Source organism: Pseudomonas sp. GW821-FHT07B01 (assembly GCF_059419065.1).
Window position 1 is genome coordinate 132,251 of the sequence record NZ_JBWKRA010000009.1, and the last position, 15,440, is coordinate 147,690.

The following is a 15,440-nucleotide window of genomic DNA, read 5'->3' on the forward strand; positions in this document are numbered from 1 at the left end:
CCGTCTTTCCCTTTCTCTGATTATGGTTGTGCCTGATGGCAACAAGTTTACACACAGGCAGTGGTTAAAACAGAGGGGGGTTAACAGCGGATTAATCGTGGCAAATGTAATGATTGTGCGGACGCCATCGCGGGCAAGCCCGGCTCCCACATTGGAATGCAATCCTCTGTGGGAGCCGGGCTTGCCCGCGATGATGCCGATACGGTCAATTGGCCAAATTCTATTCCAACGCCGCCGCCGGGCCAAAGAACTCATAGCGCGCCTGCTTCTCCGGCACACCCAGCGCCTTGAGATGCCGCTTGATCGCCGCCATGAAGCCCTTGGGGCCCAAGAAGTAGGCATCAATATCACGCTGCTCAGGCAACCAGGCCGCCAGTTGCTCCTGGTTGAGCATCCCGACCTTGTCTGCCGCCGGGCTGATGCCGTCATCCTCGGCGTAGCAGTAGAAACGCTTGAGCTGCGGATGCTTGGCCGCCAGGGTGTCCACCCAGTCACGGAATGCATGCACCCCGCCGTTACGGGCGCAATGGATGAAATGCACCGGGCGCTCGGTTGCCAGGGCGGCTTCGAGCATCGGCAGCGTGGGCGTAATGCCTACCCCGCCGCTGATCAGCACCAGCGGTTTATCACTGGCGGCCAGGGTGAACTCGCCCGACGGCGGGAACAGGTCAATGGTCGCGCCGACATGCATCTGATCGTGCAGGTAATTGGAGACCCGCCCGCCCGCTTCGCGCTTGACGCTGATGCGGTACAGCCCGGTGTCGGTGAGGGCCGACAGGGAATAGTTGCGACGCACTTCCTCGCCATCGAGCACCAGTTTCAGGCCGATGTACTGGCCGGGCGCTGCGGCCAGGATCGGGCCGTTGTCCACCGGCGCGAAGTAGAAGGAGATGATCTCGTCGCTCTCCTCCACGCGTTTGACCAACAGGAACGGCCGCGCCCCCCGCCAGCCGCCGGGCGCCTGGGCTTTTTCGTCGTAGATGGCCGCTTCGGCGCCGATCAGAATGTCCGCCAACTGGCCGTAGGCCGCGCCCCAGGCGCTCATGACCTCGGGGGTGGCAATCTCGCTGCCCAGCACTTCGGAAATAGCCCGCAGCAGGCAGGCGCCAACAATGGGGTAATGCTCCGGCAGAATCTGCAAGGCCACGTGCTTGTTGATGATCTTGGCCACCAGGTCGCCCAGTTGGTCCAACTGGTCGATATGCCGCGCGTACATCAGCACGCCATTGGCCAAGGCGCGAGGCTGGTCACCACTGGCCTGGTGGGCCTGGTTGAACAGTGGGCGGACTTCGGGATACTCGGACAGCATCATGCGATAGAAATGCGTGATCAGCGCTTCGCCGCCGCTTTCCAGCAGGGGCACGGTAGATTTGATGATTGCACGGTCTTGGGCACTAAGCATGGGAGACTCCTGAGTCTTCTTACTGATTGCCTTATAACAGTCAGTAATCATGCCAACTTATAAATCCTTTATTTTCAACAAGTTAAATATTTTGTAGTCAGTATGACCCCCTACACTTTATAGTCATAAGGACTACAAGGAGTCATTATGACTGCACAACCCCTGCTCACCACCTTGCTGCCGCTGGTCGCTGACCTGTCCCGGGATTTGCCCGAAGGCGAGCGCTACCGGCGTCTGCTGCAAGCCATGCGTGCACTGCTGCCCTGCGACGCCGCCGCGTTGTTACGCCTGGACGGCGAGTGGTTGGTGCCGCTGGCCGTGGACGGCTTGAGCGCCGATACCTTGGGGCGACGCTTCAAGGTCAGCGAACATCCGCGCTTCGAGATCCTGCTGAGCAGCCCCGGCCCTACCCGCTTCGACAGTGACAGCCAATTGCCTGACCCCTATGACGGCTTGGTCGCCGGTTTGCACGGCCAGTTGGAAGTCCACGACTGCATGGGCTGCCCGCTGTTTATCGACGACCAGCCCTGGGGGCTGCTGACCCTGGACGCCCTCGATACCGAGCGCTTTGAACGGGTCGAGCTGGACGCCCTGCAAGCCTTCGCCAGCCTCGCCGCGGCCACCGTCAACGTGGCTGAACGCATCGAACGCCTGGCGCTGCGGGCCGAAGACGAGCACCAGCGCGCCGAGATCTATCGCCAGGCCAGTGGCCAGCAGCCCAAGGAAATGATCGGCCAGAGCAAAGCGCACAAGCGCCTGGTCGAGGAAATCAACCTGGTCGGCGGCAGTGACTTGACCGTGCTGATTACCGGCGAAACCGGGGTCGGCAAGGAGTTGGTGGCCCAGGCGATCCACGCCGCCTCCTCCCGCGCCGACAAACCGCTGATCAGCCTCAACTGCGCCGCCCTGCCCGAGACCTTGGTAGAGAGCGAACTGTTCGGGCATGTGCGCGGCGCCTTTACCGGCGCGTTGAACGAGCGCCGGGGCAAGTTCGAACTGGCCAATGGCGGTACCTTGTTCCTGGATGAAGTGGGTGAGTTATCGTTGACCGTGCAGGCCAAGTTGCTGCGCGTGCTGCAAAGCGGCCAGTTGCAGCGCCTGGGGTCGGACAAGGAGCACCAGGTGGATGTGCGCCTGGTTGCCGCCACCAACCGCGACCTTGCCGAAGAGGTGCGCAATGGCCGCTACCGTGCCGACTTCTACCACCGTTTGAGCGTCTACCCACTGCAAGTGCCAGCGCTGCGCGAGCGCGGACGTGATGTGCTGCTATTGGCGGGGTTCTTCCTCGAACAGAACCGCTCACGCATGGGCCTGGGCAGCCTGCGCCTGACCGCTGATGCCCAGGCGGCCCTAACGGCCTACAACTGGCCCGGCAATGTGCGCGAGCTGGAGCATTTGATCGGACGCAGCGCGTTGAAAGCCCTGGGCAATTGCCGCGAGCGCCCGAAAATACTCAGCCTGAGCGCCCTGGACCTGGACTTGCCCGACGTGACTGCGGCTGCGGCCGAAGAAGCACCGGCCCCTGCCCTCCCGGTGGTCAGCGGCGACCTGCGCCAGGCCACCGAGCATTACCAGCGCCAACTCATCAGCGCCTGCCTGGAGCGCCATCAGCACAACTGGGCCAGCGCCGCCCGCGAACTGGGCCTGGACCGCGCCAACCTGGGGCGCATGGCCAAGCGGCTAGGCCTCAAATAAAGCGGGCACCTCCGTTGATCGTTCCCACGCTCCGCGTGGGAATGCCTCACCCGACGCTCCGCGTCATGGCCTCGAGAGCGGACGCGGAGCGTCCCCAGCGGTATTCCCACGCAGAGCGCGGGAACAATCGAGCGCACGGGGCTTACGAAACACCAGCACATTCCCCAGCATCACCAGCACCAGCCCCATCAACGCCGGCGCCGTCCACTGGTAACCCTCGGCCACGGCCGACACATTCAGCGCCACCACTGGAAACAGCACCGTGCAATACGCCGCTTTCTCCGGCCCCATGCGGCCCACCAGGGTGAGGTAAGCGGTAAAACCAATCACCGAGCCTGGGATCACCAGGTACCACAGCGCGCCGATATACCGCGCACTCCAGTCCATCTCGAAGGGAATACCACGTACTGCGCAATAGGTCGCCAGCATCGCCGCCCCATAGGCCATGCCCCAGGCATTGGTGGTCAGCGGCTTGAGCCCGGCCTTCTGCTGCAGGCTCGATAGCAGGTTGCCCGCCGAGAAGCACAGGGTGCCCAGCAGGGCCAAGCCCAGGCCCAACAAGGTTTGCGGGCTGGCGGTATGCCCAACCAGCTCCGGCCAGAACAAAAAGCCCAGCCCCAGCAACCCAAGCGCCCCGCCCATCAGCACATTACGCGCCACCCGCTGGCCGAAAAACACCCGGGCATTGAGCGCGTTCCACAAGGTCGCGGTGGAGAACACAACCGCCACCAGGCCGCTGGGAACCCATTGGCTGGCGGTGAGAAAGCACATGAAGTTGACGCAGAACAGGCACAGCCCCTGCGCCAGGCAGATCATGTGCCCGCGCCGGTTCATCACCTGCAACTTGCGGCTGAGCAGCAACAGCACGAACAGCACCAGAGCGGCCAGGCCGAAGCGATAGACAATCGACACAGGAATCGCGACCACGCCCAACTGCCATTTGAGGGCGATCCAAGTGGTGCCCCAGATGAGTACCGTGAGTAGATACAGGAAAAGATTCATAGCCGGCTCCGTCGATTGAGCCACAGTGTGGCCTTCAACCCCGTGCAGGCTCTTGCACATTCTTGCGCTTTTGTCGGGCGATGGGCTCACAGCGCCAGCCGTGGAGCGTAGGATGCGGGGTGTCGGAGAACACACCATGCCAGAGCTGCAATCGCTGCACGTCTTCCAAGCCCTGAACCGCTCGCCCCACGCACGCTTGCAAGCCTGCGCCGAGCTCGGTGACGGGTTGGCTGCGGCCGTGTGGAGCAACCACCATGACGCCCAGGATTACCAGGCCCCCAGCCATCACACCTTGTCCTGCTACATCGGGGGTGGCACGGGCACCTTTCGGCGTGATCAGCCGGGCCTCAAGGGCGGCCCCGACAAACTGTGCATCCTGCCGGCCGAGCATCAGTCGGCCTGGGTGATCAATGGCGATATTCGCCTGGCCCACCTGTATTTCAGCCCGGAACAATTTGCCCTTGGCTGCGTCACCCTGCTGGACCGGGAGCCACGGGAGTTGCACTTGCGCGAGGTCACCTTCCTTGAAGACCCCTTCCAGGCCCAGCGCTTTCGCCAGTTGATCAGCCTCAACTGGCACGAGCCCGGCGAGCGCCTGCTGACCAGCAGCCTGGCCCACGAACTGCTCAGTCATACCTTGCTCAACCAGGTCGGCGCCCGCGAAGGCTTGCGCTTGAAAGGCGGGTTGGCCGCGCACCAACGGCGGCGGTTGGTGGAGTACATCGATCAACATATGGAAGACGCCATCAGCCTCGGCCAGTTGGCCGCCATGTGCGCGCTGTCCGAATACCATTTCGCCCGGATGTTCCGCCAAAGCTTCGGCGTGCCGCCCCATCAATACCTGCTGGCACGGCGTCTGGCGCTAGCGAAAAACCTGCTGCGCAGCAGCGCTTTACCGATCAGTGAGCTGGCTTTGCTGTGCGGTTTTTCCAGCGCCAGTCATTTCAACCAGCGCTTTCGCCATGCCATGGGCGCCACGCCGGGCCAATACCGCCAGGCATTCTGCGCCTAGACCATCAAGCCCAACGTCTTCGCCTTGGCCACCGCCTGGGTGCGTCGCTCTACCCCGAGTTTGCTGTGGATACGCCGCGCATGCGTCTTGACGGTATGCAGGGAGATATACAGGCGATCAGCGATTTCCAGGTTGGAGTTGCCCAGGGCGATCAGTTGCAGCACCTCCAGCTCACGCTGGCTCAGCGGGTTCTGCGCCGCCCCGGCAGGCGCGGCCTGGGGCTCCAGGCCCAGCTCACTCAAAAGTCCCGGGGCGCGTAAACGCAATTCGCGGACCGCCTGCTGCACCTGGCAACGCTCTGCCAGCGCCAAGCCAGCTTGCAGCGACCGGCGCGCCAACGCCGGGTCGCCAAGCTGCCAGGTCACTTCACCCAGTACCAGGTGCAATTCGGTTTCCAGGCAAAGCATGCCGCGTTGCCGTGAGGTGTCGAGCAAGGCATTGAGCCGTGCGATAGGTTGCTCGGCACAGCCCAGCTTGACCTCGGCCAGCACCAGCAAATATTCCAGGCGCGGGATCAGCTCCAAGGTGGCCGGCGGTGCCTGCTTGGCGCAAGGCCCGCGAAAGTGGCGCAACACCCGGCGCACGGCTTGCACCGTCAATTCGGCGCGGCCTTGCTGCAACCAGAAGTGTCCACTGACCAACAGCAGTACCGCACGGTACACCGTGTCGGGCACATGGCGCTGCTGCATCAGGCGTTCGGCGTCGCGTAATTGAATGAAGGCCTGCGCGTAGTCGCCACGATTGGCCGCCAATAGCGCCAGGCCCAGAAAGCCGTACAGAACGCGCTTGTCCTGGCTCTGCAGGCACATGCTCAAGCCGGCCTCGAAACATTCGGCGGCCAGGCCGTCCTGGCCCTGACGCAAGGCCAGATGCCCGCGGCGCAGAACAATACGCCCCACCAACGGCCCGGCGTTGAGCCGTTGTCCGGCCAACATCGCTTGCACCGTTTCCAACAGGCTTTGCGCCCGGTACGGCGCGCCACGCTGCTCCAGCAATTGGCCGTGGTCCAACTCCAGCAGGGCCTCCAATACCAGCGAACCGTGGGCCCGGGCCAGGCACAGCGCTTCACGGTTCAAGCGTTGGGCGGCCTCCAACTCACCGCGCAGCAAGGCTTGCTGGGTCAGGCCCGAGAGGCACATCAGGCGCGATGTCCAGGCGCTGTCGGGCAACGCTTGCAGGGCTTCGAGAAAGTGCTCGCGGGAGCGTTCGGCGTCGCCGCTCAAATGCAGCAACCAGCCCCACTGCGCCTGCCAGCGCGCCAGCAGATAGCGCTGCGCGGCGGGCGTCGGTTGCGGGGCGAACCGGGCCAGTTGGTCGATACACAAGGCCGCCTGTTCGAAGCGCCCGGCAAACAACAACGCGGCCGTGAGCAGCCCCACCAGTTGCGCCGATCCCAACATCAATTCATCGCCCTGCTGTTCATGCAGGCGCAACAGCAGCACGGCGTTCTGCTGGCGAAACAAATCCTCGAAACTGAAATGCTGCAACAGGCTCACCGCCACTTCATATTCCTGCGCCAGCAACGCCTGCTCGAACGCGGCCTGCCAGTCACCCTCGGCGCTGAACCATTGGCACGCGCGTCGGTGCCAGGAGCGTTTGGCCGGCCAGGGTTCGTCGCGCAGCAGTCGCGCCAACGGTGGGAAAATGTGGAGCCAGTCGCTAGTGTCTTCCCAGGGCTGGATAAACGCACCCAGTGCCTGCAATTCGCGCAAATGCTCAGCGCCGTCACCACCACCGAACAAGTACTCACACAGATTCAGGTTGAAGCGCGGCAGATGGGCCAACACGCGCCAGGCCTCAGCCAATGGTGCCGACAAGGTGTTGAACAGCTCATGCTGCAGGTAATCGAGCAGGGTCTTGTCGGGGTGGCCGTCGCCCAACAAGGCGATACGCACACCGGCGCACCAACCGGCGCTGAACTGCATCACGCTGTCGACGGTATGCCCCGGGGCGAGCAGTTGCTCGACTTCCTCAGCGCTGAAAAACAACTCGCTGCACTCCAGCAACTCATCGTCGAGCAACAGGCGTGGCCAATTGCACAACGGGCGCCGTCGCGCGCCCAGCCACCAGGTCAACTGCGGGCTGCCAGCGGCGAGCAAACGGTCCAGCAGCGCATCCAGCTCAGGCGCAGGTGAGCGACAGAAATCATCCAGAAACAACCACGTGGTGTGTGGCCAACGGCCCAAGTCGAGCAATAACGTGGCTTCATCCACAAACGGCAAGCCAAGCTGCTGCGCCAGCCATGCGCAGAATTCCAAGGGGCTGAGCGCGGCACCGTTGAGTGGCATCCACACCACCTGACACCCCTTCGGCGCCTGCAACGCACACTCGGCGAGCAACGCGCTCTTGCCACTGCCGCCCGGTGCGCACAGCAACCTTACCCGCGCCTGCGCCGTCAGCAGAGGCACAGTCAGCCGCGCACGCAACGCATGGTGGGCGGACAGCCGTGGCATAAATCCAGGACGGTCCAGGCAGCGGGTCATGGCGGTCATTGCTGCATCCTGCTGTTTTTATTGTTGCGTCACCCTAGACCTGTGGTTGGCGGTTGTTGAAGAAGTATTCAGCGGGTTGATTGAAGACCATAAAAACCAAGGTATACGCCCTTCAGTGTGGGAGCTGGCTTGCCTGCGATGGCGGTGCTATAGCAATCGATGAGCGGCCTGGCCCACCGCTATCGCAGGCAAGCCAGCTCCCACATTTTCAAACTCATTTCAGTGTGGAATCAGCGAACGCCCTCCGATCTCAGTGCAGCCGGGGTGTAGTCCGCCGCCTTGGCCGCGAAGCCGAACACGAAGCTGCTCTTCTCCTCGTTCTTCATGCCCAGCGCGATGTAGCGCCCTGCAATCAGGTCGTACAGGGTTTCCACGGTGTAGGCCGGCACCTGGTGGTCGTAATAGAACTGCGCATGGCCTTCGGCAACGCGCCACAGTTGGCCGCGGCCGTCGTAGTGGTCCACCAGGGCGACTTGCCAGCTGTCTTCGTCGATGAACATATGGCGTTTGGCATAGATGTGCCGCTCGCTGGGCTTGACGGTGCCGACCACTTCCCACACGCGGTGCAACTCGTAACGGGTCAGGTCCTGGTTGATATGCCCGGCCTTGATGATGTCGTCGTACTTGAGGCTCGGCGAATCGAGCTTGTAGCTGTTGTACGGGATGTACATCTCCTTCTTGCCCACCAGTTTCCAGTCATAACGGTCGGGTGCGCCGGAGAACATGTCGAAGTTGTCGGTTGTGCGCAGGCCGTCGGAGGCGGTACCCGGGCCGTCGTAGGACACCTGCGGTGCACGCCGCACACGGCGCTGGCCGGCGTTGTAGATCCAGGCCAGGCGCGGTTCCTTCACCTGGTCGAGGGTTTCATGCACCAGCAGCACGTTGCCCGCCAGCCGCGCCGGCGCGGTGACCGACTGCTTGAAATAGCTGAGCACGTTGGCGGCCTTGGCCGGGTCGATATCCGGGATGGCTTGCGGCACCGCTACTTCTTCTTCGAAACGGATCGGCGTGTAGCTGCCATTGGTCTGGGGCGTGGCCTGAGTGATGATGCGCCGCAGGTTGCCGCCGTGGTAACGGGTGATGTGATTCCACAGCACCTCGACGCCATTTTTAGGGATAGGGAACGCGTAGTAACGGTTGCCGGTGAAGTTCTCCAGGCCGTTGCCATCGTTGATCGCCTTCACATTCAAGGCGCTGCGCTTGATCGACTCGTAAATGTCCGCCGGCAAGTTGACCGTACGGTGGCTGGGGTACACCGGGATCTTGTAGGTCTCGGGATAGCGCTTGAACATCGCTACCTGGCCGTCGGAGAGCTTGTCCTTGTACTTGTCCACCGTGGCAGCGGTGATCACGAACAGTGGTTTTTCACTGGCGAAGGGGTCGGCGAGAAACCCCTTGCTATCCACCGTGCCTGCATTCTTGGGGATGCCACCGGTCCAGGCCGGGATCGAGCCATCGGCATTGCCGGCTTTTTCGGCGCCGACCGGGGTCAGGGAAGTGCCGAGCTTGGCTGCTTCTTCGGGCGATACCGCCGCCATTACGTTGGCGGCCAATACGCTCAGGGCCAACATTGCAATCATCTTACGCATAGGGTCTTGTCCTTCTTTTAAGCCAGATCAGAAGTTCACGCCGAAGCTGAGGGCGAGGAAGTCGCGGTCGGTCAGGGTGTTGTAGTCACCGCCAAAAAAGTCGGTGTAGCTCAGGCTTGCGGTGTAGGTGCTGCGATAGTCCGCATCCACGCCGACGCTGATGGCCTTGGCGCCTTTGTTGAACAGGCCGTTGGGGCCGTAGCCCGCGACGTCATGGGACCAGGACAGGTTGGGCTTGAGGTTCACACCGGCAATCGCGTTGTTGTAGTCAAGGATCGCCCGCGCCCGGTAGCCCCAGGAGGTGGAGGTGACAAAACCGTCGGTGTCACCTTGAAAACCGTAGGAGCCGTACACCGAGTCCCGGCCGTAGCGCAGTTTGGTTTTGTCTTCCAGGCCGGCGACGTGCACCACCGCCGCTTCGCCCACCAGGGTCAGGCGCTCGGCGCCCAGTACCTGGTCGAAGAACTGGGTCATGGTGCTCTGGATCTGGGTGATTTCCTTGCGGCGATAGCCTTTGTTGTCATCGCCGAAATTGCTGCGGATGGGTGAGGCGAGTTGGCCCGCAATGGGGTTGACCAGGGCCAGGGTCAGGTCGGTGGTGTTGAGCTGCACCGGCGCATTGGGCCGATAGCTGATTTCGCCGGTCCACGCCGTGCCCGTGGGCAAGGTGGTGGAGAAACTGGCGCCGAACAGGCGGATGTCTTCCGGGTAATCCAGGTAGTACTGGCCGCGGCCGAGCATGGTGCTTTGCGCCAAACCGCCCCCGGAACCGGGCGCCAGGGCGTTGGCGGTGTTGATGATGCGCCCGATGGTGGCCAGGTTAGTATTGGCGGTCAGGGTGCCGACGGTCGGTGTGCGACTGTGGTAGTTCATGAAGTACAGGCCGTATTCAGTGTCATCGCCCAGCCAGCGCAGGGCTGCGCCGAACTGGCCGGAGTCGCGCGCATCGCGGTCACCGGCACGCCGCACAATCACGCCTTCATTGGTCACGCCAAACCCTTGGCCAAAGGCAGCGGCCACCGGTTGCAGCGGTCGGATCGCCGGGCTGCCCACAGTGTAATTATTGGTGCAACCGTCCGCCGCCACGTCCCCGCCGAAGAAGGTGCCGCAGTTGTCGAGCACCGTCTGGTCCCATTCCAGTTGATAGAAACCTTCCACGGTCAGTTGATTGGTCAGGCTCTGGGAGGCAAACAGCATGTTCACCGGGATCAAGCCTTCCTTGATCTCGGCACCGGGCCTGCGGAACGCCGACACGTCGATCGGGTTGATGCTGTTGATGGAGTTACCGATGAAGGTACTTTCGCCCCAACTGACCACCTGCTTGCCGGCGCGCACGGTGCCGGGCAGGTCGCCCAGGGAGTAGTTGTGGTAGACGAAGGCATCGAGGATCTGCGCACCGCTGGACTTGGCGCCTTCCTTGCGGTTGTGGTCGCTGAGGGGCTTGAACTCGCGGTCTTCGTCCTTGAGCTCGAAGTCGTACCAATACTTGCCACGCACGAATACCCCGGTGTCGCCGTACTTCAACTCAAGGTCGTGCAGCCCCTTGAAGATCTTGGAGAAGGTCTCGCCCTTCTTGAAGTTGAGGCGCCCGTCATCCCCGGTGGACGCCTGGCCCGTCCCGCCATTGACCGTGCCGACCAGGCTTTTGTCGGCATCGCGCATGCCCCAACTGGCGCCGACCGACAGCGAGGAGTCGAATTGCCCTTCGATCTCGCCAATGTTGAACGAAACAGCCTGCGCCTGGGCACAGCAGCCCAGCGCAACCGCAGTGGCCAGCGCCTGTGGCGTGAAGATGGCGCGCATTATTGTTTTTGTCATGCGTCTTCCCCGGTGAGTGACAGAAGGCCCCACCCTACTGCCGCCCTTGAGGAGCGATAAGCGCACCAAGGAGGTATTCGTGTTGTCGCTCGAAAGGATGACGGGGTTCTCTGGCCGGGCGTTGGCCTGGTGACATGCATGCGATGGATGAAGGGTTATCAGAAGGATCGATGGCGCCCTGTAATTATTGCCGATCTGGTAATAGTCCTTGTCCTGATTCGCTATTACTCATTTTGTTACAACCGACTATTCTTGCCTGGCTTTCAGGGCAAACAGCCCGCTCCCGCATTGGGGAGAAAAGCTGATTTATAACGGATTGATCCCGTAATCAGTCTGTTCCCGGTGTTCACTGACGTTGATTTGTCGCTCCTTGATCCAACGTCTTACTTCGGCCGCTGCCTATGCAGCGGCCTTTTTTATGCCTGCAATAAAACGGGGCGTCATCGACGCCCCGTGGGATTCATTGATTTACCGGCAATGATCAGAGGCTGAACTTCTGCAAGTTGGCCATCATTTCCTTCAGTGCCTCGATATTGTCCTTTGGGTGCGCAGCCCCTTCGAAATCGCAGATCTGCTGCCAGTGCGCGGCCACATCCTCCGGCGAAAAACCGGCCTCGGGATCAAAACCCACACCCAGGCTGCGCTCCCAACGGGTCTTGCCGATCCAGCCGCCACCCACTTCAAACAAGCCTGCGGTTTCCTCACAGGCGTCACTGCCCAGGTACACCACCAGTGGGCTGACCAGTTCCGGCTTGAGGCGCTCGAACACCTGCGGCGGGATCAGCCCTTCGGTCATGCGTGTGCCACCGGTGGGGGCAATCGCGTTGACCAGGATGTTGTTCTTGCGCCCTTCCAGCGCCAAGGTGCGGGTCAAGCCATACAGGCCCAACTTGGCCATGCCGTAGTTGGACTGGCCGAAGTTGCCGTAGATACCGGACGTCGACGCCGTGAAGATCACCCGGCCATAACCCTGCTCGCGCAAATACGGCCAGGCGGCGCGGGTGACTTTGTAGGCGCCTTCGACGTGCACCCGGTAAACCAGGTCCCAGTCGCTGTCATCCATTTTATGGAAGGTCTTGTCGCGCAGGATGCCGGCGTTGTTGACCACCACGTCGACCCGGCCGAAGACATCCAGGGCGTTCTGTACGATCTTGTCGCCGTCGGTGACGGAGTCATGGTTGGCTTCGGCAATGCCGCCCGCCGCGCGGATCTGCGCCACAACCCGGTCGGCCGCCGAGGCGTTGGCGCCCTCGCCTTGGGTTGACCCCCCCAGGTCGTTGACCAGCACTTTGGCCCCGTGCCTGGCGAACAGCAGCGCATGGGCCTGGCCCAAGCCACCACCGGCGCCGGTGACGATCACCACCTTATCCTGGAACTGCACTGACTCACTCATACCGAACTCCGCTGGCGACAATGGGAATAGGCAGAGTGTCACGCACACAGCCTTTGGTCACAATAAAGACGGCCAGGGCTGAATGGTGCTTGATAAGGCAGCGGGATGATGCGCAGGCTCAGGAATAGGCCGCGCGCGGTGAAGGCTGGCTGATGCGCTCACGAAACGCCTGGTAATGCTTGAGCACTTGGACCGGCGCCTCGATCTGCGGGTAATGGCCGATATTGGCCAGTCTTATCGTGTCGGGCTGGGGCACCAGTTGGCGATAGCGCTCGACCATATGGGCACCGGAAATCGGGTCCACCTCGCCGTCGATCACCCGTAAAGGTACTTCGCCTCGCTGCATGGCCGTGAGCCAGCGCTCGCGCAGACGACGGCGCTGGGGGATGTAGGCGATCAGTTTGTGCAGGATACGCGGGCCGTCGTTGCAACTGATCAAACTCCAGAAATCATCCAGCACGCTTTCACTGGGCCGCGTCTGGGGGCCGAAGATCTGGTTGAAACTGCTGGCCAAGGCATTGCGCCCAAAGGCCCGACCGATCATCCAGCCCAACGGGCTGAGCAGCAGCTTTTGCACCAGCGCCGGCCGATGGGTTTCCGGAAACAGCCCGCCGTTGAGAAATACACAACTCGCCATCGGGAACCGGCCCTCGTAATGCCGAGCCAATAATTCCTGGGCGACACTGTCGCCGTAGTCATGAGCCAACACATGCACCGGCTGCTCTACGCGCAGGTGCTCAAGCAGCGCCTGTTGCAGATCGGCCTGTTCCAACAGGCAATAGTCGTGGTCCAAGGGTTTGGCCGAGTCGCCAAAGCCGAGCATGTCGCAGGCAATCACCAGGTTGCGCTGGGCCAGGGGTTGCCACAGGTAGTGCCAGTCCCAACTGGCCGTGGGGAAACCATGAATCAGCAGCAACGGCTCGCCCTGCCCGGCCATCCAATACCGCACGGTGTGGCCACGAAAGACGAAGTCCTGGCCGCGCTTGCGCCAGGCTCTGAGCGGTATCTCGGCGAGTGGCATCAGCTTTTATACCCGGGGTCCTGGTGGTCCAATTTGCGTAGCAGCGCCGGCCAGGCCAGCGCACCACCCATACCTTGGGCGCTTTTTGTGACAGCTGCCACCATCGCCTTGGCACCGGCGAGAATCTGCGGCTCGATGGCGATCAACTCGGTGCCGCCGCTCTGGGCCAGCACCTGGATCTCGCAGGCGCGCTGGAAGGTGAACATCATCAGGAAGGTATCGGCGATGGTGCCGGCGCAGGTCAGCAGGCCGTGGTTATGCAGCATCAGGAAATTGTTCTGGCCCAGATCCGCTTGCAGCCGGGCCTTTTCCTCGTGATTCAGCGCCACGCCCTCATAGGCGTGATAGCCCAGGCTGGACAGTACAAACAGCGATTGCTGGCTGATGGGCAACACACCCTGCTTTTGCGCACACACCGCCACGCCCGCAGCGGTATGGGTGTGCAGCACGCAGGTCACGTCGTGGCGCACTTCGTGGATGGCGCTGTGGATGGTGTAGCCCGCCGGGTTGATCTCGTAGGGGCTGTCCATTTGCTTATTGCCGGCCTGGTCAACCTTGACCAGGCTCGACGCGGTGATCTCGTGGAACATCAGCCCATAGGGGTTGATCAGGAAATCTTCGGTGCCCGGCACCTTGGCCGAAATATGCGTGAAGATCAGGTCATCCCAGCCGTGCATGGCCACCAGCCGATAACAGGCCGCGAGGTCCACGCGGGTTTGCCATTCGGCAGCGCTGACCTGGGCTTTGACGTTTTGTGGCGGTGATGCAGGGGCTAGGCTCATGGCAATGACCTCCTTGGCGCACTTCGTATGGTGTCTAAAGTGAGAGCCAGTCTAGTCAGACGCCGAGGCGCAAGGAGTTTCCTTGGCAGCCAGCTTGATGACTGAGCGAGTCAGTCAAGAGAATAGTACAAATACGTGTCAAACAAGCGCCGTCAATAACGGCGCTCCCTGGGGTTCAACCGCGCAGCGCGGTGATCAAATCGGCCAGCCAAGGCTCGGCGTCAGCCTCCGGAGTGACGCTTTCGCTGGCGTCCAGGCGCAGCATCGGCTGCACTTCGCGGATGCCCAGTTCGGCGAACAATTCGCGCATTTGTTCACCGCCGCCACAGAAGGTATCGCCATAGCTGGCGTCGCCCAGGCCGATGACCGCTCCCGGCAGGCCGCGCCAGGCGGCGGGCAGTTGGTCGCGGATGGTTGAGTACAGAGGCTGCAGATTGTCGGGCAGCTCGCCCATGCCGGTGGTCGAGGTCACTGCCAGGAATGCATCGGGAGCAAAGGCCTGCACGTCTGCCAGCGTGGCACGTGCGTTGTGCCAGGCGTTGAAACCTGCGTCCTTGAGGATTTCTTCCGCGTGGCGAGCGACTTCTTCAGCCGTACCGTAGACCGAGCCGGAGAGGATGGCGACTTTCATCAATCTGATCCTGTAGTTGAGTGAAAGCGTGGGATATTAGCAGCCTGTGCCAATATTTCAGTGCGCACCGTGCAACATTCCAGCCTTGCCATAAACTGGCAAGGTCAAAACCAGGCCATGGACCGCTCTATGATTAACGCCAAACTGCTGCAAATGGTCGTCAATGCGTCCAACGACGGAATCGTTGTTGCCGAGCGCGAAGGCCGGGAGAAACCACTGATCTACGTCAACCCGGCCTTCGAAAGGATGACTGGCTACACGCTGGACGAGATCCTCTATCAGGACTGCCGCTTCCTGCAGGCGGGCGACCGCGACCAACCGGCTTTGATCGCCATTCGTGATGCGCTCGACAGCGGCGGCACCTGCCGAGAGATCCTGCGTAACTACCGCAAGGACGGCACGCCTTTCTGGAACGAGCTATCGCTTTCGACCGTGTACAACGAGGTCGACAAGCAAACCTATTTCGTCGGTGTGCAGAAAGACGTCACCACTCAAGTCAAGGCACAACAGCGTGTCGCCCAACTGGAAGCTCAGTTGGCCGAGCTCAAGAGCGAGCTCGCCGCACTCAAGGCGACGAGTGGATTTAACAAACTGTAAAAAATG

General features: G+C 61.9%; 12 protein-coding genes. 3 read left to right on the top strand and 9 right to left on the bottom strand.

Going from position 1 to position 15,440, the window contains the following annotated elements; all coding sequences use genetic code 11:
• Positions 1-220: 220 nt before the first annotated feature.
• Positions 221-1,402: an NO-inducible flavohemoprotein gene (gene hmpA / locus AC07S6_RS12560; protein ID WP_495112407.1), complete on the bottom strand. Its 1,182-nt coding sequence runs from the start codon at positions 1,400-1,402 to the stop codon at positions 221-223.
• A 147-nt stretch (positions 1,403-1,549) separates the two neighbouring features.
• Between hmpA and norR the strand changes: the two genes are divergently transcribed.
• Positions 1,550-3,097, top strand: a complete 1,548-nt coding sequence (norR, locus tag AC07S6_RS12565) for a nitric oxide reductase transcriptional regulator NorR (RefSeq protein ID WP_490615066.1) — start codon at positions 1,550-1,552, stop codon at positions 3,095-3,097.
• 63 nt (positions 3,098-3,160) lie between these two features.
• Here norR and AC07S6_RS12570 read toward each other — a convergent pair whose 3' ends face one another.
• On the bottom strand, positions 3,161-4,099 hold the full coding sequence (locus AC07S6_RS12570) for a DMT family transporter (protein ID WP_495112408.1): 939 nt from the start codon (positions 4,097-4,099) through the stop codon (positions 3,161-3,163).
• A 136-nt stretch (positions 4,100-4,235) separates the two neighbouring features.
• Between AC07S6_RS12570 and AC07S6_RS12575 the strand changes: the two genes are divergently transcribed.
• On the top strand, positions 4,236-5,111 hold the full coding sequence (locus AC07S6_RS12575; protein WP_495112409.1) for a helix-turn-helix domain-containing protein: 876 nt from the start codon (positions 4,236-4,238) through the stop codon (positions 5,109-5,111).
• On the opposite strand, the gene AC07S6_RS12580 is transcribed toward AC07S6_RS12575, so the two are convergent.
• From AC07S6_RS12580 to AC07S6_RS12610, 7 genes are all read right to left on the bottom strand, one after another.
• Positions 5,108-7,603, bottom strand: coding sequence for a LuxR C-terminal-related transcriptional regulator (locus AC07S6_RS12580; RefSeq protein WP_495112410.1), 2,496 nt, complete (start codon positions 7,601-7,603; stop codon positions 5,108-5,110). The two genes, AC07S6_RS12575 and AC07S6_RS12580, sit on opposite strands and share 4 nt — an antisense overlap.
• A 230-nt stretch (positions 7,604-7,833) precedes the next feature.
• Positions 7,834-9,192 carry a DUF1329 domain-containing protein gene (locus AC07S6_RS12585; RefSeq protein ID WP_495112411.1) on the bottom strand — a complete coding sequence of 453 codons (1,359 nt, stop codon included), beginning with the start codon at positions 9,190-9,192 and terminating at the stop codon, positions 7,834-7,836.
• 27 nt (positions 9,193-9,219) lie between these two features.
• On the bottom strand, positions 9,220-11,010 hold the full coding sequence (locus AC07S6_RS12590; RefSeq protein ID WP_495112412.1) for a DUF1302 domain-containing protein: 1,791 nt from the start codon (positions 11,008-11,010) through the stop codon (positions 9,220-9,222).
• Between the two features lie 481 nt (positions 11,011-11,491).
• Positions 11,492-12,403 (bottom strand): SDR family oxidoreductase, encoded by a 912-nt coding sequence (locus AC07S6_RS12595; RefSeq protein ID WP_073845605.1) that lies wholly within the window; start codon positions 12,401-12,403, stop codon positions 11,492-11,494.
• Between the two features lie 118 nt (positions 12,404-12,521).
• Complete coding sequence (locus AC07S6_RS12600; RefSeq protein ID WP_072435005.1) at positions 12,522-13,424, bottom strand: alpha/beta fold hydrolase; 903 nt, start codon at positions 13,422-13,424, stop codon at positions 12,522-12,524.
• Entirely contained in the window at positions 13,424-14,206 is a 783-nt protein-coding gene (locus tag AC07S6_RS12605; protein WP_495112413.1) for a class II aldolase/adducin family protein, read from the bottom strand. Before AC07S6_RS12605 ends, AC07S6_RS12600 begins: the two co-directional genes overlap by 1 nt.
• A gap of 175 nt (positions 14,207-14,381) precedes the next feature.
• Positions 14,382-14,837, bottom strand: coding sequence for a flavodoxin (locus AC07S6_RS12610; protein ID WP_014719876.1), 456 nt, complete (start codon positions 14,835-14,837; stop codon positions 14,382-14,384).
• Between the two features lie 129 nt (positions 14,838-14,966).
• On the opposite strand from AC07S6_RS12610, the gene AC07S6_RS12615 reads away from it, so the two are divergent.
• On the top strand, positions 14,967-15,434 hold the full coding sequence (locus AC07S6_RS12615; RefSeq protein ID WP_054896971.1) for a PAS domain-containing protein: 468 nt from the start codon (positions 14,967-14,969) through the stop codon (positions 15,432-15,434).
• Positions 15,435-15,440 lie beyond the last annotated feature (6 nt).

Bases quoted from the DNA above. Each gene is read 5' to 3' on its own strand.
- AC07S6_RS12570 (WP_495112408.1), bottom strand. From the start codon at position 4,099: ATGAATCTTTTCCTGTATCTACTCACGGTACTCATCTGGGGCACCACT.
- AC07S6_RS12585 (WP_495112411.1), bottom strand. From the start codon at position 9,192: ATGCGTAAGATGATTGCAATGTTGGCCCTGAGCGTATTGGCCGCCAAC.
- AC07S6_RS12605 (WP_495112413.1), bottom strand. From the start codon at position 14,206: ATGAGCCTAGCCCCTGCATCACCGCCACAAAACGTCAAAGCCCAGGTC.
- norR (WP_490615066.1), top strand. From the start codon at position 1,550: ATGACTGCACAACCCCTGCTCACCACCTTGCTGCCGCTGGTCGCTGAC.
- AC07S6_RS12575 (WP_495112409.1), top strand. From the start codon at position 4,236: ATGCCAGAGCTGCAATCGCTGCACGTCTTCCAAGCCCTGAACCGCTCG.
- AC07S6_RS12600 (WP_072435005.1), bottom strand. From the start codon at position 13,424: ATGCCACTCGCCGAGATACCGCTCAGAGCCTGGCGCAAGCGCGGCCAG.
- AC07S6_RS12610 (WP_014719876.1), bottom strand. From the start codon at position 14,837: ATGAAAGTCGCCATCCTCTCCGGCTCGGTCTACGGTACGGCTGAAGAA.
- AC07S6_RS12580 (WP_495112410.1), bottom strand. From the start codon at position 7,603: ATGACCGCCATGACCCGCTGCCTGGACCGTCCTGGATTTATGCCACGG.
- AC07S6_RS12595 (WP_073845605.1), bottom strand. From the start codon at position 12,403: ATGAGTGAGTCAGTGCAGTTCCAGGATAAGGTGGTGATCGTCACCGGC.
- AC07S6_RS12590 (WP_495112412.1), bottom strand. From the start codon at position 11,010: ATGACAAAAACAATAATGCGCGCCATCTTCACGCCACAGGCGCTGGCC.
- AC07S6_RS12615 (WP_054896971.1), top strand. From the start codon at position 14,967: ATGATTAACGCCAAACTGCTGCAAATGGTCGTCAATGCGTCCAACGAC.
- hmpA (WP_495112407.1), bottom strand. From the start codon at position 1,402: ATGCTTAGTGCCCAAGACCGTGCAATCATCAAATCTACCGTGCCCCTG.